Genomic DNA, 22371 nt, shown 5'->3' on the forward strand with positions numbered 1-22371 from the left:
CATTAATTTCCATTATTGCTAATATAGCATAGTCTAAAATCCGTCATCCGATTAGATATTAAATCGAGACAAAATGGCAAACTATCGCTTTCAATAAGCTTCCATAATAATGCCTTCAATATATTGCCAGTAACATTAACGTTTTTTATGAAGCAATTCGTCCTTATTGTGTACAAAACCCTGCCTGTGCTATGATTGAAAATATACCACTTTAATTAAAAATAATTATTGTTGCTCAATTAAAGAACCTGGAGGGCAAAATTATGTGGAAGAAAGCCAAAGTTATACCTGGTTTTAATATAAATTCATTTGGCGCCGTAATTCTAAGTCAGACAAAGGCATCCTCATTAACTGGAAAACTTTTTAGCGGCCAAACTATTGACCTCGCAGGGTGTGCTCATATCCCTATTAAAAAAGGGAAGGTGAGTTATACCGAAATGCTTAGCAGTTTGCCATCAGGCACAGACATGGTTCATCGTGGCATGGCCGGTCATGAGGAGTCTATTAATATTGCAAATGAAGGCGTTGTAGGCGGCGGCACTTATGCTAAAAAACCTTTTGATTTAAGCCTTCCTTTGTTTATACATAAACCCAAGAGTAGAGTATTATTATCTACCTCGCCAGACCCCTTCACCGTTAGAGAATACATGATAGGGTTTCAACTCATCAAAGCAAAAGGCGGTATCATTTCAATGAATTTACCCTCTGTATATGTTCGCCCGCAAACTTCACGGCATGTGGATGAAGAACAGTTTGAATACTATCAAAAATGTCTTGAAGCAGAGCGAGACAGCACAGAGTTTACCCGGGATGAAGATATTTTTGATCTTGCTGACGGAAATAATGAAACAACGGCTATCTTTGCCTCAAAAGAAGGAGAGGATTGGCGTCCAAGAATCAAAGATCTTCATAGTATAGTGCTCGTGAACGACGCTGTCGGGCGTATTTTGAATGGTTTTATGAAAGCGGACATGGTCGAGGCAACAACCATTAGCAATCCAGATTTTCATAAAAAAGTAATGGCGATAGAGGTTTTTACTACATCCTCAGGCGAAGGAAAACTCTTTCAAGAATACCTTAGCCGCATGACTAAACGAGCACACAAATTAGGATTAATCGATGATGGTAGTAGAATTTTAACGCTGGCTGATGTTTCTAAGCTAATGAATTCTCCTGAATACCAAGAGGTTCAGAGAAAATACAAGACAAACGGACAAACTATGATATTAAGTTTCGTTCCCAAAAGTATTCCTATTGCTTCTGAAGAGCTTCTTAAGTATGCACTTCATAGAATTGAATCAAATCCTGAAAAAGAACTCGCATCATCTTTCAATGAATTGCGCATGTAAATTTAACGGAAAAAATCCTTTTCTTAGCCTTCAGCAAATTGGAGGCTGAGAAATTGTTTTAGCTCCCCCAGTATCTTTGCCGACGCCCCGTCGGAGTATATCTGGATTGGTTTTTCAGGGATGTGTAGAAGATTCAGTCCTATAAGAGAGCTCTCTCCATTCATTTTTGAACAAAAATTTTTTTAATCTATGCTTATAAAATAGACATAGAGGCTAAAAATAGTAATTTTTGGTTAAAATTATTGGGAGACACCATTATGAGAAGCAAAGCAACCGGAATTTTAAGTATGAGTCCATGTCGTCGTTTTCTTTTAAGCCATCTTCACTCAAATAAAGGACTGTTCGGACAAGATCTCCCTAAAATAACACATTCTGAGCACCATAAACTTCCGCCTGTTGTAAAAGCAAAAGTAAAATATCCAGAGCTGCCTAAGAGGTTGCCATCGGGCAAAGATATAGTTCATCGTGGAATGGCTGGTTTGAAAGAAGCGGAGAATATTGCACAAGATGGAAGGCTTGGTGCAGGGAGATATCAAAAAAGACCTCTGGGTTTAAATATTGCTGAGTTTATATTCGATCCTACTAAAAGTCGCTTGTTGCTTTCAACCTCACCGGATCCACATACAGTTAAAGAATACACCATAGGATTTCAGCTGATTCAAGCAAAAGGAACCATCGCATCAATGTGTTTACCTGCGGTATATGTTTGTCCTCAAATAGTACGACATATTGATATTGAACAATTTGAATATTTTCAAAAAGTTCTTGCGGCAGAGGTAGAAATGGGGAATCGTACGCGGCTTGAGAATATTTTTGATCTTGCTGAGGGAAATAATGAAACAACAGCTATCTTGGGAGCAACCGGAGACGATGATTGGCGCCCATTATTTGACACAGATATTCATAGTCTGATGATTGTGCAGGCCGCTGGACGTATTTGGAGCGGCTTTGCAAAAGCAGATGAAATAGAAACAACAACTATAGTTAATCCCAACTTTCGTAAAAGAATCATGTCACTAGAGCTTTTCTCAACTGCTACTGGAAAAGGAACCATGTATGAAAAATACATTGCCAAAATGAATGAACGAGCACTAGGACTTGGACTTATTGACCAAGGTAGTAGAATTTTAACCATGGCTGACGTTATTTATCTAATGAACTCTAAAGAATACAGGGTCACCGTAGATACATTTAAGGCAACGGGCGAAACGATTGCATTAAAAGGTGTTCCGAAAGGTGTAAGGGGGAGGGAGCTCGTTGAGTTTGCAATAGCTCGAATTATGGATTGTCCTGAAAAAGAGCAAGTTTCAGAAATTATCGATGACAGTACCCTAGATGCATCGCTTTAAATAATGAAACAAAATTTCTTTTCTTAGCTTCCAATAAGTTGGAAGTTAAGAAAACGTTACCTTGTGATAACAATCGATGAAAAGCTATTCTCCTTGCAAGTGGGATTTAATTTAAGGTATCAACCTAATCCAGATCAAACTAAATCTTCTGTTCGCTCTTTTATAGTGAGCATACAGCCCGGTTCTCGACGTTTAAAATGTTTGCGACACGTTGATGAATACATGTCGTTACCGCCAATAACGACTTGCTCACCTTCGGTAATTACATCACCCTGAGCATTTAATCGTAAGATCATGGTCGCTTTACGTCCGCAGTGACAGATGGTTTTAAGCTCAACCAACTCATCAGCCCAAGCCAAAAGATATTGACTTCCCTCAAATAGCTCACCACGAAAATCAGTACGTAATCCATATGCGAGAACAGGAATATCTAATTGATCAGTAATCTCCGTTAATTGATGAACTTGTTCCCGCGTTAAAAATTGAGCCTCGTCAACTAAAATACAAGCGTATTTTTTTTCTTGCATTAGGACTTGCTTGTACAGATCATCTTCAGAATTAAAAATCAAGGCGTGTTCAGATAAACCAATACGCGAATGGATAGCACCATGCTGATAACGATTATCTATTGCCGGTGTAAATAACAAAGTATCCATACCTCGTTCACGATAGTTATAACTTGATTGCAAGAGAACCGTACTTTTCCCAGCATTCATTGCTGCAAAATAAAAATAGAGTTTTGCCATTGGAGCGTTTCGCTTTTTTTAAATACCCTCATCATACCTAAATCCTTTGCCAATGGTCTACAATACTGACCTAATTCATTAAATTCATGCGATTTTAGAAGCATTTTTGATACAGTAAAAAAATATTTTTTCTCCTTAGGGGTTGTTGACAATTCTCTAGATTGAGCCAAAATGGGGATATTTTAGAACACCGAAACGCAGCATACATACATGAAATATGTGAGTATCGGTACACATAAAAGCGCTGCTTTTTAACCAAGATAGTAAAATTATCGACAGCCCCTTACAATAGAATGAAGTAATTCCCGAATATTGCATGAGATAACTATGACGAAAATAAAAACCTTATTTGTTCTCCTGATTTTAATGGCTACTGCACCCCTATGCCAGGCGGATGTTCTACTTAAGGATACTCAAGGCAATACCATTCCTTTTGCCTCTTTGAAAGGGAAATGGGTACTTATTAATTATTGGGCTGGCTGGTGCAAAACCTGTATTGATGAAATTCCAGAATTGAATCGATTTTATCAAAAACATGAAAAAGATCCTGTTGCATTATTTGCAGTAAATTACGACGGGCTACCGGTATATAAGCAAAAAAAACTTATTCAAAAATTCAATATACAGTATCCCTCGCTGGTTACAGATCCAGCTCTTGCATTGGGATTAGGTGATATTATTGGGGTACCGGTTACCTTCGTCATTAATCCCCAAGGAGAGCTTGTTAATACTCTATATGGCGGCCAAGACCTGAAGACTTTGGATATGGAGATAGAAAAGACTTAAATTATAGAAGCGGGATCTATTCTTAAAGTGGCACCGTACCTCGCTAGAAATGCCTTCTGCGGAACAACAGTTTTTTCTTAACTTAAAAATTACCCCTCCCTATAGGAGTTCTCACTTGCAAACAAACGTTGTTTTTGTGCTTGCGTAATCCGAATCTTTAGCAACCAGTCACCTTTTTCATTATGTGACTCACTTAAAACAGAGCCCAATTCATACAGTTGCGCACGTAATTTCGCCTGGGTCGCTTTAAGTACTACATTTTCAATAAACACTGCTCCATGCAATTGAGTACTAATTGCTTCTTTAAGCAAATCCAATCCTAAATTTGCTGCAGCAGAAATCCAGACTTTGCAGTTCTCTTCCTGATAATCGATCTTGGCCTTCCATCCCTCTTTTAAATCAATCTTATTGAATACCTGTATTATAGGGATGTCATGCACTCCCAGCTCGTCTAGAACACATTGCACTGAAAAAACGTTATCTCGCCAATGAACGTCAGAAATATCTATTACATGCAGTAATAAATCAGCCTGTTGTGTCTCTTCCAAGGTCGCGCGAAATGCTTCTATCAATTGATGAGGTAAATCGCGAATAAAACCTACTGTATCCGTTAAAATCACTGAGGAAGAACCAGGTAAGTTGAGTTGGCGCATGGTGGGATCCAAAGTAGCAAACAACTGATCTGCCACGTAAATGCTTTCGCCAGTCAATGTATTGAACAAAGTCGATTTACCCGCATTGGTATAGCCTACTAAAGACACTGTAAGCAAAGAGGCTTTTCGTCTGGCCTGTCTGTTTTGATCACGACTACTACGTACTTTTTCCAAACGTTTATTAATGTATTTGATGCGTTCTCGTAATAAACGACGGTCTGTCTCTAATTGCGTTTCACCAGGGCCTCGTAATCCTATACCCCCTTTTTGCCGCTCCAAATGAGTCCAGCCCCGTATCAGGCGCGTCGATAAATGTTGTAATTGAGCTAACTCGACTTGCAATTTCCCTTCGAAAGTTCGTGCACGCTGAGCAAAAATATCGAGAATCAAGCCGCTTCTATCTACTACACGACATTCAAATAAACGCTCCAAATTTCGTTCTTGTGATGGGGACAATTCATGGTTGACCAGAACCAACTCTGCATCAAGCGCTTTAACCCTCTGCGCAATTTCTTCTGCCTTGCCTTTACCAATATAATATTTGGCGTCAGGAGTTGCCCGCGTACCTAAAACACAATCCAATATTTCCGCTTTTGCTGAAAGAGCTAATTCTTCAAATTCCTGCAATGCCTTATCTGCATCGACTCCCGGTAGTGCCAGTTGCACTAATACCGCTCGCTCACCACCTTGAGGACGTTCAAACACTAACCTATTCTCCGATAAAAACTAATAATCCGCGGTTAAGTATAAGCAAAAGCCTTCGCTGAGAGAATAAATTCTTAAATAAATACGCTCACCCGATATGGATTATCTTCTCATTACCAGGAATTCAGGTTGAGCCTAAGGCTTTCTACCATTAAGTTAAAGCTTATGTCATGAGCAGGAATCTATCCCTAAAAAAGGCACTGCGGCTATCTAAAAATGGATTCCCGCCTTCGCGGGAATGACAAAAGCCTATACTCTTAACTTGATGGTAATAACTAAGACTTAACCTATAATGGAACACGCAAATTTTTCTAGTCTGCCACAGTTTCTTCGCTTCCACCAGTTTCGTCTTCAACAGGCATTTTTATTGCGCGTGAAGGAACTACTGTAGAAATTGCATGCTTATAAACCATTTGAGTAATCGAATTCTTTAGCATAACCACATATTGATCAAAAGAATCCACAATACCGTGTAATTTGATACCATTTACCAAAAAAATGGATACAGGCACCTTTTCTTTGCGTAATTCATTTAAAAAGGGATCTTGTAATAAATGAGTTTTAGACATTGCCCACTCCTTGTTGTTATTGTATTTTTTAAAGGCAAAACATGCATCTGATCACTTATTCGACATTTTTTCATAAAACTTTAGCTTAATTTCATGACAGTTCGGTTTTAATCCGTTAATATAGTCTCCAAATTTAACTCTAATGTCAGTAAAAAGGAATTTCGGTAGCACTTACGCCGGAAGAGAGCGAAGGAGATAACATTTATTTTTTGTTGGAGTAACTCCTTTGTATAATTGGTTACACTTTCTCATCTTTATTTAAGGAGGATTAAATGACATTTACTCGTAGAGAACTAATTGCGCTAGAAAATCCCTATGAGCAACTCAGCGATGGTGATGCATTGGCAAAGAATGCAAAGATGCTCAATACATTAATCGATAAAGAACAAGTCGCACTTGCTACTAAGATAATTGCTGCCTGTCCTGAAGCAAAGTTCAAACAATATGCTTATCATATTAGCGCGTTAGGGAATCTAACTAAAAACGAGGATAGCTTCCACTCTGTACTTTCTGAAGCATACCAAGTCAGACAGTGCATCAATTCATTGCTTGATTCTCGAAATAAAGCACCACATGCTTTATTTTTACAGGAATTTAATCCTGCTCCTTTCCATCGTTTTAGCTCTCTAGCCAAGCACGTATTGGAAAGTAATGAACCAGCGATTGCAGAACGCTTAGCGTTGTGCGCACCAGAACAGGATCGCAGTCAATTAGCCCATAACATAAGCACTACGTTCCCCAGGCATATTCTTGCAGAAAAAATTCAAATCGCATTTATGCTGCGTCGGAATATAGAAAAATTGTTATTAGGAGACAACCCGGAGAAATTTTTTACAAGTCGCGATTACAGTAAAGATACCTGCAGGATGTTCATTAATATGTTTCGTGCCTTATTAAAAGGTCACGAAGAAACAATCGGCGAAAAATTAGGTTCTATCGAATCTGAAAGCGCACGAGCATCCGTCAAGCGTCGCCTAGAATTGTTGCATACTGAAGTATTTGATGAAACAAATCCGTTCAAGCTTATTGCTGATTCACTGAGTGCAAAAGAAAGCTCGGAACAAAAGAAAACAGGATTTCAAACCACAAATCCGCATGGTTATTTTAATAGCAGATCACCAACACCACCGTTGAGTATATCACTAATCAATGATGCTGATGAAAAAGAGCTCACCCAATGTAATAAAGAGGAAGAATATGAGGAAAGCACACTCAGTGGTTCATTCACCAGCACTTCGCTTTAAATACATCTGCCCTTACAAAGTAAGGGCGCTTTTTTTTGACCCTTAATTTCACGAGAGGTAAATTAATGACGCAAGAAAAACTGACTGTCGCACTGGTACAAGAAAAATGGCACGAAAACCCCAAAGAACATCAAGATAAGCTAGCCTCTGGAATTCATGCTGCAGCACAACAAGGAGCATCTGTAGTTTGTTTGCAAGAGCTTACACTAAGCCCTTATTTTTGTACTCGTTCAGATGTAAATTCGACTCCATTTATGGAAGATATTCATACTGGCCCTACTGCCCAATTTGTTAGTAAAATGGCAAAGGCTCATAATATATACATTACTGCCTCATTGTTTGAAAAAGCTGGCTATAATACCGCTGTGGCGTACAGTAATAAGGGAGAGCTTATTGGCCTAACCCGAAAACAACATATCCCCAGCGGTGAAAAATACCATGAAAATTTCTATTTTAAACCAGGGGACTCCAATTACCCAGTCCATCAAATCGTAAGCCACAAATGGGGATTACCTACCTGCTATGATCAGTGGTTTCCTGAGTTGTCTCGAATTTACGGTTTAAAAGGAGCAGAAATTTTAGTTTATCCCACAGCAATAGGCGGGGAGCCTACTGCTCCTGAGGTGGATACGCAACCGATGTGGCAAAAAGTTATGGTTGCACAAGGAATCATGAGCAACACATTTATCATTGCAGTCAATAGAATAGGTTGTGAAGATGGATTGGAATTTTATGGCAGCAGCTTCATTAGCACGCCTATGGGTGAAATTTTGGCGCAAGCATCTCGCGACAAGCCTGCGGTATTAGTAGCAGAATTAGACTTTAGCCAACGTGCATTATGGGGAAGATTATTTCCTTTTGCACAACAGCGAGAGCCTTCAACCTACCATGAACTTGTAAAACCACGTTAATCCCTTTGGAACTATCGACATTATGAACATCAGTGCACCATCTGAAGAAAATTTATATAACATCAACAACTGGGGTGAGGGCTACTTCAGTATTAATACCGAAGGGAATATCGAAATCAGCAAGGCACCCGGTAAACCTGGTGTTGAACTGCAAGCTATTGTTAACGCGGCGAGTAGGACAGGACTCCATTTACCTCTTCTAATTCGCTGTTCCGATATTTTACATGATCGCGTGCACCGCATTTATGAGGCATTCAATCAGGCCATAGAAGAAAATGAATATACAGGCCACTACAAACTGGTTTATCCCATTAAAGTAAACCAAGAGCAAAGTGTGGTTAGAGAATTGTTGAAGTCCCCCAATCACTCTATAGGACTGGAGGCTGGCTCAAAACCTGAGCTTATGGCAGTAATTGGCATGTTAAGCAATCATCAAAACAGTACAATTGTTTGTAATGGTTATAAGGACAGCTACTATATACGCACCGCATTAATCGCCCAGCAAATGGGACATAAGGTTTTTATTGTTATTGAGAAAATTTCTGAACTGGATATTATTTTAAAAGAATCTGCTCGTTTGAAAATAAAGCCCTCTCTTGGCGTTCGTATCCGCTTAATCACTAAAAGTGCAGGAAAATGGGAACATACTGGCGGCGTCAAATCCAAATTTGGCCTTACAGCAAAACAGGTGCTTGAGTTAATCAATCAGTTAAAAGCGCATGATATGCTTGATTGCTTGCAACTCATGCATTGTCATTTAGGTTCACAAATTGCCAATATTCATGATATTCGCCATTGCATGCAAGAAGTATCTCGCTACTATGTCGAGTTGCGCAGATTAAATGCACCCATAGATACAATTGATGTGGGGGGTGGACTCAGCGTGGATTATGAAGGAACTCATTCAAATCATGGCTGCTCGATGAACTACAGTTTGCATGAATATGCCACGCATATTCTCCTTGCAATTCAATATCTTTGCCAGGAAGCCAATGTTCCTGAACCTAACATTATTTCAGAGTCAGGAAGAGCGCTAACGGCCCATCATGCTGTTTTAATTTCAGATATCAGTGATATAGAAATAATTAATAAATCGCCCTCCCTTCCAGAAATTACCGAGGAAGATTCCCATGTGATTCGTGATATTTATGATACGTATCATTCAATCACAGCAAGCTCACCCACTGAAATCTATAACTATGCAGAACATTCGTTAAATGAAGCTCATTCTTTATTTAAGCATGGAGTTATTAGTTTGCAAGAAAAAGCTAAGGTAGAAGCATTCTATACCAATATATGCATGGAGCTTAAAAAGCGGCTCAATGTGGAAAATCCTAATGAAGTAACTTTGTTAGCAAAAATCAACGAAAATATGGCTGTTAAAGTGTTTTGTAATATCTCATTTTTCCAATCGATTCCTGATGCTTGGGCTATAGGTCAAATTTTTCCAATCGCACCGATTTCACATCTTACAAAAATACCAGCCATGCATAGTGTATTGCAAGATTTAACCTGTGATTCAGATGGCACCATTAAAGAATATCTTGGCAGTTCTTGCGTTAACTCAACGTTAATGCTTCCTCCATATGATAGTAATAATCCTTACTCATTGGGTTTTTTCTTAGTAGGTGCTTATCAGGAAATATTGGGTAATTTACATAATTTATTTGGGGATACCAATTCACTGGATGTTAAACTTTTTGACGATGGACAGTTTGAACTGAATGATTTGGTGAGTGGAGATACAGTAACCAACGTTCTGAATCTCGCTCATTTTGACACTAAAAAATTAGTTCAATCCTATGAGAAACAATTAATTCACGCAGAATTGCCTAAAGAAACAACTCTTTTATATTTAAATGAATTAAGAAGCATTTTTTCTCAATTAACCTATTTAGACGAAAACATTCGGAGAAAATAAGATGACGCCAAAACAAAGTGGATTTTTTATGCCTGCAGAATGGTATCCACATGAGCGATGCTGGATGGCATGGCCTTGTCATCTTGAAACCTGGTCTAAGATAGGTCTGCAAAAAGCACGAGCAGCTTATGCACGAGTTGCTCAAGCAATCGCTCAATATGAACCAGTAACCATGTTAGTTAATCCTGAAGATGAAGAATCTGCTCAAAGCTTATGTAGCGATGGTATTACCCTATTTCCTCTTCCCCTCAATGACTCGTGGACACGAGATACAGGCCCCACCTTTTTATTAAATCAAAAACATCAATTAGCTGGCGTCGATTGGATTCACAATGCCTGGGGAGGTAACTACCAAGATTCTGCGCTGGATAACCAAATTGCAGCAGCAATCATAAAGGAAACTCATGCTTTATCTTTTTCAGCACCTTTGGTTATGGAAGGAGGTTCATTCCATGTAGATGGCGAAGGGACCATTTTAACTACTCGTGAATGCTTGCTGAATAAAAATCGAAATCCTCAACTCAATCAACAAGAGATTGAAAACTATCTGTATCATTTCCTCGGCAGTCAAAAAATTATCTGGTTAAACAAGGGATTATTAGGTGATGAAACCAATGGTCATATTGATGAAATTGCCTGTTTTATAGCACCAGGAAAAGTCTTATGTCTTATTACTCATGACAAAAATGATCCAAACTATTCTACGTTACATGAAAACCTGGAAATTCTTAAGTCAACACCTGATGCGAAAGGACGAAAGTTAGAAGTTTATACTGTAGAGCAACCCCCAGCGACGTATCTTGATGACGAACGACTAACCTTGTCTTATATCAACTTTTATTTGGCAAATAAAGGAATTGTCATGCCTGCTTTCGGTTATGAAAAACAAGATAAAGCAGCCTACGAATTATTTACGCAATTATATCCTGATTATCAAATTACCCAAATTGATGCTCTGGATGTATTTGCTGGCGGCGGAGGGATTCATTGCATTACGCAACAGCAACCGAAGACAATACCCTCTACTCTTTGAGATATTTCTTACACTCTCTTACTCTATCAGCGTGATGACAACTGTCATCAAAATACTATACTGTAACTCAAAGGGATGACAAGGATTTGTCTGACAGGAAGTCAAACTAAGGGACCAGTACATGGAATGTACTTCGCTGCAAGGATGCAGCACACTAACCGCTTAATATATCTTATTTCTCCATAAGAAAAAGGCCTCTCTTCTCTCCTGTTTGGTGGGAAGAGAGATTATATCTGTTCTGGATACAACTTAATTTATTAAATTGCTCAAGTGATACATTTCGATAACACAAGCCCGTATGTTTGATCATATGCTTCCTGTGCTGTATCTGATAGATAGCGGATCTCAGATAAAGTATCTAGAGGTAACGTTTTTAGATAAGCCAAAATTTTTAACCGCTCTTCTTCAGGACGCTTATCTGCAGAACGAGCAATCATTTCTAAATCATATTTTCTACCTATTTGGAATTGCGCAAACATATGTGCTTTACATTGGCTTATACTTGTAACTCCATCACCGGACAAACGCTCAGTTGAAGGATTCGTCAAAACTGCGTCCATGATTTTGCCATCTTTTGTGCGCATTAAGGCAGTATTTACGTGCGTTGGGTCCACATTAGTAGTTAAACCAATAATATAGGGTCCAGTCAAAGTAGCATCGTCATGAATAGCGCCAGGAGCAATCACAAGCCCCCAACCATAGCTTACTTTAATAGAAACGATTGCATATTCGTCCTCTTTGACTCTCCTTGCAATGGTATAGGATCCACCACAAGATGGATGTAGTGGTATGGCTAGGTGAGGAAAATCATCGTGCGTTTCAAGATAAACCCCACCGCCTTTTGGTGTTTTAATATATTTGTCGAAATACTCGGCGTGGACATCATAACGAAATAACATTAAATCGTGACTCGTTCCAAAATCAATGATGGTGGATTCAGTTAAATGCACCAACTTAACTCCATATGCTGCTAAAAATTCATCTGTGGTATAAAGAGCATTGATAACGGGTATATGCAATGAATCATTTGATAGCATTTTTATGGTCCCAAACCCTCCAAATGCATTTGAACTACCATCTGTAGCACACGCAGGCATTTCATATTGGGAAAACCAGTGTGCATTAAATAAAACTTCTTTTGATGTAATGCGAAGAGTTGGTCTTTTTGCAGGAGGTAAATCTTGAGCCTGTAAACTCGTAGCTTCAATTAATTTAAATTGACCCGAGTTATCTTTTTGTGGTTCCAGTACTTGATACAACGCACGTGCAACCATTCCTTCTGTACCATCATCTAGTTTTCGGTTAACAATAGCTCCTCTTGCAGAATCCGCATATTTCAGCATTTGTTTTTTATTAAGACTACTCGCATCGATACAATGCCTTCCAGATTCTAGCGTAGCACATATTTTTTTTGTTGACATATTGATCTAATTTAAAACGTTTTGATTATTTTAATGAAAAAAACTTAAGAAAATATTAATGAGCTGTGAACAGATCAGCGAGCTTCATTTCATGGAAAACTTTCGACATATATAAATAAACTCTTGCAAAAAAGCCAGAGTCTGTAATATGGTTGCAAAACTATGCGCCCAGTTTAATTTAAAGGATGAATTTTATGCGCCGCTTGAAATCACTACTATTCTACTTTTTTCTTTTTTTTATGGTTCCAATTCAATCTCTATGGGCACTCGAATCATCTACAACCACTAAGAAAGCTCATTTAAGAATTAGTACCGGTAAAAATGGAGTTACTTGCGGTTCCAAATCAATGCAAAATTGCGTGATTCAAGTGAGCCAAAATCTACCTCGATGTCTCCCAGGCCCAGGCACTGTTACTATTACGAATAACTCCAGAGTCACTGCATACGATATTAGGGCCTCTTCGACAAATGGTTATTTTTCTTATGTCATCCAAAATAATAGCTGCCCACATGCTTTATTGCCTCATGCAAGTTGCACCATTTCCTTTTTTACCAATACTTCTATAGCGTTTTTTATTCCCAATGTTATGGTGAAAGGAACCAATACCAATGCCACTTTCTTTGATATGCAAGCTTTACAATGTCCTGCTGAACAAACAACACTCAGCATCCCTACTAACGCTGTTATTCCTACCAATGACTCTGTTGGCGTTAATATCACAGTGACAAATCAAACCAGCACCCCAGCCCGCAATGTTAGGATAGATTTGCCTTCTTTCTGGACAAATGTCACCAGCAGCACCTGTGCTGTTATTCCAGGAAACGACTCGTGTGTTATACACATCACCTCTACAGCCTTTACTCCTTTCGCTCCTCGAGGTGGTATATTAGTTACAGGAGATAATGTGATTTCTCCACCCGCAATCGCCCTGGCCTTTTCTATCGATGGTTTTCTGGTATTTTCTGTGGCAGATGGCATTCCTCATGTCATAGCAAATACTGATTTTTCTATGCCCTTCGCTTGGAGTAGCGATAAAGTTAACGTGCCCGGAATTAATGAAACCTCCCATCCTCCTGATGCATGCAATGGGGCTACGGATGGATTCTGTAATACACAGGAAATTACAAGCTTTGATCCAATGAATCTTGCTGCGGGTTTTTGTTACTTTGAAATGAATCCCATTGCTACTTGGTACCTACCTTCTATTTGTGAACTGGGAACTTCGGGAAGCGCTGGTTGCCCTGCAAATTTCCCAACGATTTTTAATTTATTTAGTTTAGGATTTACTTCGGGATTATCTGGACAATATTGGAGTTCTACTCAATCCAGTCTTAATCCTACAAATAATGCATGGTTTCTGAGTTTTTTTAATGGCCAGCAAGGAATCAATGACAAATTTACTCCACATAATATTCGCTGTGCCCGCAGAATTTTACTAAGTTAAGAAAAGTACACAGGCCTGTTAGAAAAAAGAAGCTGATAAAAGCAGGCCTTAATTTAAGAATGATTATCTGCTCATTGATTATACTATTTTAAAAGTTATAGGTAACCCGAAGGCAAGCAGAGTAGATTTGGAAGTTATTCAGATAGATGTCGCGTGATCATTTAAACATTATGAGCACGCGAGAAAATTTTAGATGTCTATATTTTCTGCCTCTAAAGCATTAGATTCAATAAACTCTCTTCTAGGCTCAACGATATCACCCATTAAGGTAGTGAAAATAGCATCAGCAGCAACTGCATCTTCGATGTTAACTTGCAGCATACGACGAACTGCTGGATCCATCGTTGTCTCCCAGAGTTGATCGGGATTCATCTCACCCAAGCCTTTGTAACGCTGTATGGTCTGTCCTTTTTTCGCTTCGTCCATGAGCCAGTTTAAGGCCTGTTCAAAGTTTTCTACCACTAACTCCTTATCACCTCGTTTGATAAAAGCGCCTTCTTCTACCAGGCTTGCTAATTTGGATCCTAGATTTATCAACTCTTTATAGTCTTTTGAATAGAAGAACTCAGGATTCATGGGTATATAATTTTCCATTCCATGCTGTGTAACCATTATTTGCGGTATAAATTGACTTGTGTCCTCAATTGCTCGCACTACAACTTGGTATTGCTCTGTCTTGCTTCCAAGTTGTTGCAAGCTTAAATGCAGCTGTTTACACCAATTTTCTATTTTTTCTTGCTGATTAAAATCCTCATTTTGCAATATAGGTAAATAGGCAACACGCTTCAGTATCTCCGCTGGATATCTTCTTTTATAACGCTTAATAATTTTTTCAACGCGTCTATACTGCTGTACTAACTCTTCTAATGCTAAAGCGGCAATTGGAGGAGCGTCCTTCCCTGGATAGAATGCGGCTCCATCCAAAGCGCTTTGTGTCAAATATTCAAACAATGCCTCATCATCTTTTACATATTGCTCTTGTTTTCCACGTTTAACTTTATACAAGGGTGGTTGAGCGATATAAATATAACCACGCTCCAGTAATTCCGGTGTTTGTCTGTAAAAAAAGGTAAGTAATAAAGTTCTGATGTGTGATCCGTCAACATCAGCGTCTGTCATGATGATAATACGATGATAACGAACTTTATCTGGATCATATTCATCTGGACCTATGCCACAACCTAAGGCAGTAATAAGGGTTGCAACTTCTTGCGATGAAAGCATCTTATCAAAACGTGCTTTTTCAACATTCAATATCTTGCCTTTGAGCGGTAAAATTGCTTGGAACTTTCTATCTCGTCCTTGTTTTGCTGAACCACCTGCTGAATCTCCCTCTACCAGATAGAGTTCGGACAGTGCAGGGTCTTTTTCTTGGCAATCAGCAAGTTTTCCAGGAAGGCCGGCAATATCTAATGCTCCTTTACGACGAGTCATTTCCCGTGCGCGTCGCGCGGCTTCTCTTGCCCGTGCAGCGTCTATTATTTTTCCGACAATTGCTTTTGCACTCGATGGATTTTCCAGCAGAAAGTCATTGAACTTTTCCGCAACACTGGATTCAACTACTGATTTTACCTCTGAAGAAACTAATTTATCTTTTGTTTGTGAAGAGAATTTTGGATCGGGTACTTTAACGGACAGTACTGCGGTTAATCCTTCACGAGCATCATCACCTGTTGGCGATACTTTAGCTTTTTTCGCATAACCTTCACTTTCAATGTAATTATTTAGAGTTCTGGTTAATGCAGCTCTAAACCCAGCCATGTGGGTTCCACCATCACGCTGTGGAATATTATTTGTAAAGCAATAAAGTGTTTCTTGGTAAGAATCATTCCACTGCATTGACAGTTCAACAACGATGTTATCTTTTTCAGCTGTCATGGAAAAAACTGTGGGTATAATGACGTTTTTATTTTTATTGAGATGCTCCACAAATGCAGTGATTCCACCTTCGTAATGAAAAGTGTCTTGTCTTTGGGATCGCTCATCAAATAAATGGATGCAAACACCTGAATTTAAGTAAGATAATTCTCTTAGCCGTTTTGCTAAAATATCGTAATGAAATTCAATATTAGAGAATGTTCCGGCACTTGGTTTGAACCAAATTTGAGTTCCAGTCGTTGGTGCAGCGCCTGTTTCTGCCATTGGTGCATCTGGAACGCCATTACGGTAATGTTGCTCATGAATTTTACCATGACGACGCACCGTTAAATGTAATTCTTCCGATAAGGCATTAACTACAGAAACACCCACCCCATGCAAACCACCTGATACTTTATAAGAATTATCATCAAATTTACCACCGGCATGAAGTACAGTCATAATCACTTCAGCAGCGGATCGTCCTTCTTCTTTATGAATATCGATAGGTATTCCTCGTCCATCATCTTTTACAGTAATCGACTCATCGGTATGAATGGTAACAAAAATCTCTTTGCAATGGCCCGCCAGTGCTTCATCTATTGAGTTATCAACAACTTCAAAAACCATGTGATGTAGACCAGTGCCATCATCTGTATCACCAATATACATCCCTGGTCTTTTTCTTACTGCATCTAAACCCTTTAGGACTTTAATATTATTTGAATCATAACTGGCATCAACGCTCATTAGTGGTCCTCTTAACCCTATTTATGGTGTTCTAAATAATTTATCATAGCATATTTTGTCTTATGTTTATATCTCATTGAGGAACTTTAAGGTTTGCAAAACGGGCTAAAGATGGAACCAAGAAATCATAATCAGAGTCACATTGCAGTTTGTTTCACGTGAAACATTATCTTTGATTTAAAATACCTTCATTAATCTGATATAACAAATATTCTTGACTCGATATAGCAGAGATAAAAGGTGATGGGTGATTTGTGGAAGTAATAACATATTGGCCCGTCCTTTTTGCTAAATAGTCCATTATTTTTTTTTGATGGTCCTCATCAAGTTCCGCAGGTAAATCATCAATTAAATACAAACAATCCTGTTGAAGTAGATTTGCCTGTGCCAATCGCAATGAGATCAAAACTACTTTTTGTTGGCCGCGTGATAAAACCTGTTTTGCTTTATTATGATTTATTTCAATAACAATATCTGCTTGATGAGGCCCATATTGTGTGTATGATTTTTGAAGATCACTAGTAAAGCACTCTGATAAAATGTGTTCTAAATCTTTGCCTGAGTTTTTTTTATCCCAGCCCTTATAATAAGTTATCGTACAATCAAGATCACTTAATTCACTTAATACAGTGATAAACGCTTGCTCCCATTGGTTAAAATATTCTTCTCTAAGTAAATGAAGCTGGTTTGCAAGCAGACCTAATTGTTTATTCCAAGGGATAAAATGTATATGTGGAGCATGTTGTTTCAAAAGTGCATTACGCTGTTTAAGTACTCTTCTATATTCTTTCCATATGGAATGATAATTATGTTTCACGTGAAACAATCCCCAATCCAATAAACTACGTCGTACGGAAGGACCAGCATCAATAATTTGAAAAATATCGGCATAAAAAATTTGACAAGGTAAAGCATAAGCCAGTTGACTGGTAGTAGAGCAAAATTGATTGTTCAACTTAATTTGAGTAGCTTCAGAATAAGACTTTTGAATACTGATCGTTTCCTCTTGCTGCGAACGAGCAAACACAGTTAGAGATGGTTGTTCATATGAAATAATTGGCGAGATTTCACGAGAACGAAAGGAGTGACCGCAACTTAAAAGATAAAGACCTTCAATGATAGAAGTTTTGCCACTTCCATTTGGCCCAAATATGAAATTGAATCGAGGACTTAAGCCAAGATGTACCGATGAAATATTTCGTAAGTGATGAATTTTTAATTCAGAAAGGATCATATTTTCATGGGCATAATAATATATTGATAATTATCATCATCTAATGACTCAATTAAAATACTGCTGTCCGTATTCGATAGAGACAAGCGAATTTTTCCTTCCCCAAAGTGAGAAAGCACATCAAGTAAATAAGTAGCATTCAAACCAATTTTTAATTCATCACCCTGGGTTTCAGCAGTTAGGGACTCAACAGCTTCTTCTTGTTCATTATTATTGGCAATTAAGGTGAGTATACCGGGTTGTAAATGAAGCATAACAGCCCTTGACTTTTCATGGGCCAAAATAACAATCCGTGATAAAGAACGTTTAAAAACAGAACAGTCGATAATAATCTGTTTATCTTGGTTTTTTGGAATCGCCTTGGAATAGGGAGGAAAACGCGCCTCAATTAATTTCGATAAAAACATAAACTGACGAGAGACTAACTTAAAATGCGATTTACCTGCAGCCAATAAAACTTCTTCATCATCAATACCATTAAGAAGTCGTAACAACTCCTGAATTCCCTTTTTAGGTAATAACAATTTCTTCTCACTGGTGTTAGAACACGGATGACGACAAATCGCCATTCGGTGCCCATCCGTTGCAACAGCAGAGATAAGATTCGGTTCAAAATCAAGAAACAAACCGTTAAGGAAAACACGTACATCGTGTTGTGCCATGGCAAAATGAGTTGATTGCAACAACTTTAATAAAACCAAACGAGGAATAGTTAACTCAACTTCATTACATTCATCTTCACTTAATGGATAACTCTCAGCAGGTAAAGTCGTTAATTTGAATGAGCTACGTCCTTGTTTAATTGTTAAAAGCCCATTATTAACAATCACATTTGGGTTGGTTTCATCATCTAAAGAGCGAATAATATCGATAAATTTCTTTGCAGGTACGGTAATACTGCCAGAGTGCTGTCCAGATTCACAAGCAACTTGCGCAGAAATTTCAATTTCTAAGTCAGTAGCAGTTATATTCAACAAATCATCCGCTAATTTAAGATAAAAATTTGACAAAATAGCTAAAGATTGTTTTTTATCTACAGCACCAGCCACTGTGAGTAGGGGAGCAAGTAAATCTTCTTTTTTAATAGCGAATTCAAACAAGATAGAACTCCATATGAATCTTAAGAATAAAATAACAAATAAATCGGTTCATCTAACTCACAACACAGGTATGCCCAAGCAGAATGATTTATTAATAAACAGAATAAAAAACCATCTACACAGATTACAAATAGGACTTAATAAGGACATATCCATACTCTAAGATGATAAAATACGCATTAAATTTTTATAATCTTCAGCAAAATCACTGTCGTCCTGAATCAATTCCTTAACCTTTCTACATGCATGAATGACCGTTGTATGATCACGACCACCAAAATGATCACCAATTTCAGGCAAGCTGTGATTCGTTAGCTCTTTACTTAAGGCCATTGCCATTTGTCGAGGTCGAGCAATAGAGCGACTGCGGCGTTTTGATAAAATATCAGCCACCTTGACCTTGTAATATTCAGCAACAGTTTTTTGAATATTTTCTATAGTGACTAATTTATCTTGTAATGCCAAAAGGTCACGTAACGCTTCATGAACAAACTCAATGGTAATTGCCTTACCTGTAAAATGAGCATTCGCAATAACTCTGCGTAACGCTCCCTCAAGCTCTCTTACATTAGAACGAATACGTTTCGCAATAAAAAATGCAACTTCATATGGCAATTCAATATTCGATTGTTCTGCCTTGCTAATTAAAATAGCAACACGCGTTTCCAACTCAGGAGGCTCAACAGCAACGGTTAGCCCCCAACCAAATCGGGATTTTAAACGCTCTTCCATGCCTTCAATTTCTTTGGGATAACGGTCACTAGTTAAAATAATTTGCTGTTGTCCTTCCAATAAAGCATTAAAAGTATGGAAAAACTCTTCTTGCGATCGGTCCTTACCAGCAAAAAACTGTATATCATCAATAAGTAATGCATTTAAAGAACGGTAAAATCGTTTAAATTCATTTATTGAATTCGTCTGGATCGCTTTAACCATATCTGCTACAAAACGTTCAGAATGCAAATAAAGTATTTTAGCATCAGGATTATTCTTTAAGATGGAATTTCCAATAGCATGCATCAAATGTGTTTTTCCCAAACCAACACCACCATAAATAAATAAAGGATTGTAGGCATCGCCAGGTCTCTCGGCCACTTGCATTGAAGCTGCACGAGCAAGTTGGTTAGAGTTGCCTTCAACAAAGCTTTCAAAGATAAATTTTTTATTTAAGTGGCTACTCTTATAATCAACAGCCTTTTTCGGTGCAGCCTTACTTGCAGGAGAACTGACTGAAGGAGATGTATTTATTTCAGGAGAAAATGAACCAGAAGAGCTCGAATCTGAGTCTGTACTGGAAGTTCTGCTGCCAATTTCAATAGAAATTGATTTAATCTCGTCACCACAAAACTGTTTGATTAACTCTTCAATTCGAGAGAAAAAATGCTTTTTAACCCAGTCAACAACAAATCGATTAGGCGCAAATAAAATGAAACGCTGCTCATCTGTATGAGCCTGTAAAGGACGCAACCAGGTATTAAATTGTTGAGCAGAATATTCATCTTGTAATAGACCTAAACATTTTTGCCAAACAGATGCTGACACAACATAACTCCTCATCAAAGAAGGGTGGTAAAAAGAATATTAAAACTAATTAGCCACAGCATTTAAATATGCCACTGAAAGTACCCGGACAGCAAGATAATTAAGTATGAAATTACTTTGCATGAAGTGAAAAAGTAGAATTTCTTCGATTCACCAAGGTGCTGCAGGCAAATTATACTCAGGCTTTTGGATAAAGAAAAGTTATCCACAAAAAAAGTGTGGATATTTTTAAAAAACAACATGCAAATTGGCTTGAATCTATTTAAATAACACGTAAATAGCTCTATAGAAAACATTGTAGAGAACTATTAATTAGGACAGGATCATGTTGGGGTTGCGCTTGATTCATATTAAAAAAGGAGAATCTGAGTTTGTTTCCATGTAAATTTCTAAAATATGGACTTGCAAAGATTCGATGGTTAATAGGAGTATCTTCCCACTCCCCTTTATTTTTAAAACTTAAAGATATAGAAGCATTGTATAATGCTGCATTGAGATTACGCTCCATCGTAGCTTTACTCAATTGTTGATGCATATTTTTCATCATTAGATTAAGCTGTATCTTTTTAAAATCATCAATTGACTCAGTAAAGGCTTCGTAAGCCAAAACAGCGCCACTAATTAATGCAAATAACAAAACACCCCACCCTAATAGAGGAAAAGCTGCAAAACCAGAAAAAATTCCCATGCCAGTTAATAAACCCGATACTCCAGCACAACTCCCGGCGATAGAACCAAAAGTACCTACAAAGGCAGAAAAAGCTGGAATCATTTTTTTTGATGCGGGTACAGATTGTTTCGATGCTTTATAAGCAATATTTTTTAATACTTTTTTATCATTTGGAATACGTTGATTTAATTCATACTCTTCTTTTAGAACTGTCAAAATATTATATAAAGGTGAATTTGCATCTACATCCCCTATTTTATTAAGATCCATAATGAGTATTCGTTTAAATAATTCATTAGAGTCTTCAACATTCTTTTTATGCGAGGAGTAAATATAAATACTCTTTATATATTCATTAATGTCCGTTACTAATTTGTGTTGATTTTTTTGAAATTGATTTTGAAAAAGTTTCTCATTATCTTTCTGCTCTTGATAGGAAAAATAAAAAATAAGACAACCAACTGTAAAAAATAAACTGATGGAAATAACCCCTAGGGTTAAAGAAAAAAAACTGGCGATCGCCCCACCTAATACCGCGAATAGAATACCAAACAATGGCCACGCAACACCAGATCCCGAGCCAACTCCATTTAAAAGTGATTTTAAAAAAACCATAATTGTTCCCGAGCAATGTGAAATCAATATAAGTAGAAAGAATCAAAAGAGTCATATTAAAAACATATCTTTAATGTAAAAACAGAACAAACAAAATTAAAAGATTAAACTTTAAATTAAGAAACAGAGAAATACAGACATTTTTTAAAAAATTATGATTCTATATCTTGCAATATCAACTCATCCACAAGCTTCCATTTTAGTCAGTACCAATTATGAAAACGTTCAATAAACAAGAAAAAGCATGTGAAAAATACCTAAGAACGAAGTAAAACAAGCAAATATAAATCATATTGAATCAAGTTAACTATGAATAAATGGGATCAAATATAGGGAATAAGATGATGATAAAGTGATGAATAAATCAAATAACAAAGATACATACAAATAGATCACAGGATAAAAAAGGGCTTACAAACAAAGTTATTTTTAACTTAACATATTGATTTATAATAAAATAAAAAACTTATA

17 protein-coding genes are annotated in these 22371 nt (G+C 37.6%); 8 read left to right on the top strand and 9 right to left on the bottom strand.

Annotated elements, in window-relative coordinates; translation table 11 throughout:
* Positions 1-263 precede the first annotated feature (263 nt).
* Both Ltuc_RS01190 and Ltuc_RS01195 read left to right on the top strand, forming a co-directional pair.
* The gene (locus Ltuc_RS01190; RefSeq protein WP_058519541.1) at positions 264-1349 is read left to right on the top strand and encodes a hypothetical protein; all 1086 of its coding nucleotides are present in this window, start codon (positions 264-266) and stop codon (positions 1347-1349) included.
* Between the two features lie 257 nt (positions 1350-1606).
* Entirely contained in the window at positions 1607-2698 is a 1092-nt protein-coding gene (locus Ltuc_RS01195; RefSeq protein ID WP_058519542.1) for a hypothetical protein, read from the top strand.
* A 134-nt stretch (positions 2699-2832) separates the two neighbouring features.
* Here the strand turns inward: Ltuc_RS01195 and Ltuc_RS01200 are convergent, their stop codons facing one another.
* A complete protein-coding gene (locus tag Ltuc_RS01200; protein ID WP_058519543.1) occupies positions 2833-3444 on the bottom strand; it encodes a thymidine kinase in 612 nt (203 codons plus the stop codon).
* 327 nt (positions 3445-3771) lie between these two features.
* Here Ltuc_RS01200 and Ltuc_RS01205 point away from each other — a divergent pair, with 327 nt between their 5' ends.
* Positions 3772-4230, top strand: coding sequence for a TlpA disulfide reductase family protein (locus Ltuc_RS01205; protein ID WP_058519544.1), 459 nt, complete (start codon positions 3772-3774; stop codon positions 4228-4230).
* Positions 4231-4319: 89 nt separating this feature from the next.
* Here Ltuc_RS01205 and hflX read toward each other — a convergent pair whose 3' ends face one another.
* A complete protein-coding gene (hflX, locus tag Ltuc_RS01210; RefSeq protein ID WP_058519545.1) occupies positions 4320-5588 on the bottom strand; it encodes a ribosome rescue GTPase HflX in 1269 nt (422 codons plus the stop codon).
* A 311-nt stretch (positions 5589-5899) separates the two neighbouring features.
* Entirely contained in the window at positions 5900-6157 is a 258-nt protein-coding gene (hfq, locus tag Ltuc_RS01215; RefSeq protein WP_058519546.1) for an RNA chaperone Hfq, read from the bottom strand.
* Between the two features lie 272 nt (positions 6158-6429).
* Here hfq and Ltuc_RS01220 point away from each other — a divergent pair, with 272 nt between their 5' ends.
* The 4 genes from Ltuc_RS01220 (at position 6430) to Ltuc_RS01235 (ending at position 11266) form a co-directional block, all read left to right on the top strand.
* A complete protein-coding gene (locus tag Ltuc_RS01220) occupies positions 6430-7401 on the top strand; it encodes a lpg0008 family Dot/Icm T4SS effector (protein ID WP_058519547.1) in 972 nt (323 codons plus the stop codon).
* 65 nt (positions 7402-7466) lie between these two features.
* A complete protein-coding gene (locus tag Ltuc_RS01225; protein ID WP_058519548.1) occupies positions 7467-8312 on the top strand; it encodes a carbon-nitrogen hydrolase in 846 nt (281 codons plus the stop codon).
* 22 nt (positions 8313-8334) lie between these two features.
* Positions 8335-10233 carry a biosynthetic arginine decarboxylase gene (gene speA, locus Ltuc_RS01230; RefSeq protein ID WP_058519549.1) on the top strand — a complete coding sequence of 633 codons (1899 nt, stop codon included), beginning with the start codon at positions 8335-8337 and terminating at the stop codon, positions 10231-10233.
* Between the two features lies 1 nt (position 10234).
* Complete coding sequence (locus Ltuc_RS01235) at positions 10235-11266, top strand: agmatine deiminase family protein (protein WP_058519550.1); 1032 nt, start codon at positions 10235-10237, stop codon at positions 11264-11266.
* Between the two features lie 266 nt (positions 11267-11532).
* On the opposite strand, the gene Ltuc_RS01240 is transcribed toward Ltuc_RS01235, so the two are convergent.
* Positions 11533-12687, bottom strand: coding sequence for a hypothetical protein (locus tag Ltuc_RS01240; RefSeq protein ID WP_058519551.1), 1155 nt, complete (start codon positions 12685-12687; stop codon positions 11533-11535).
* A 194-nt stretch (positions 12688-12881) separates the two neighbouring features.
* Here Ltuc_RS01240 and Ltuc_RS01245 point away from each other — a divergent pair, with 194 nt between their 5' ends.
* Positions 12882-14132: an Lcl C-terminal domain-containing protein gene (locus Ltuc_RS01245; RefSeq protein ID WP_058519552.1), complete on the top strand. Its 1251-nt coding sequence runs from the start codon at positions 12882-12884 to the stop codon at positions 14130-14132.
* Between the two features lie 189 nt (positions 14133-14321).
* On the opposite strand, the gene gyrB is transcribed toward Ltuc_RS01245, so the two are convergent.
* The 5 genes from gyrB to Ltuc_RS01270 form a co-directional block, all read right to left on the bottom strand.
* Positions 14322-16739 carry a DNA topoisomerase (ATP-hydrolyzing) subunit B gene (gene gyrB / locus Ltuc_RS01250; RefSeq protein ID WP_058519553.1) on the bottom strand — a complete coding sequence of 806 codons (2418 nt, stop codon included), beginning with the start codon at positions 16737-16739 and terminating at the stop codon, positions 14322-14324.
* A gap of 166 nt (positions 16740-16905) precedes the next feature.
* Positions 16906-17973 (bottom strand): DNA replication/repair protein RecF, encoded by a 1068-nt coding sequence (recF, locus tag Ltuc_RS01255; RefSeq protein ID WP_058519554.1) that lies wholly within the window; start codon positions 17971-17973, stop codon positions 16906-16908.
* A complete protein-coding gene (dnaN, locus tag Ltuc_RS01260) occupies positions 17970-19073 on the bottom strand; it encodes a DNA polymerase III subunit beta (protein ID WP_058519555.1) in 1104 nt (367 codons plus the stop codon). The genes recF and dnaN overlap by 4 nt, the downstream gene beginning before the upstream one ends.
* Positions 19074-19232: 159 nt before the next feature.
* Positions 19233-20615 (bottom strand): chromosomal replication initiator protein DnaA, encoded by a 1383-nt coding sequence (dnaA, locus tag Ltuc_RS01265; protein WP_058519556.1) that lies wholly within the window; start codon positions 20613-20615, stop codon positions 19233-19235.
* 283 nt (positions 20616-20898) lie between these two features.
* Positions 20899-21900 (bottom strand): hypothetical protein, encoded by a 1002-nt coding sequence (locus Ltuc_RS01270; protein WP_058519557.1) that lies wholly within the window; start codon positions 21898-21900, stop codon positions 20899-20901.
* Between the last annotated feature and the right edge of the window lie 471 nt (positions 21901-22371).

The organism is Legionella tucsonensis (assembly GCF_001468035.1).
In the GTDB taxonomy this organism is placed as follows: domain Bacteria; phylum Pseudomonadota; class Gammaproteobacteria; order Legionellales; family Legionellaceae; genus Legionella; species Legionella tucsonensis.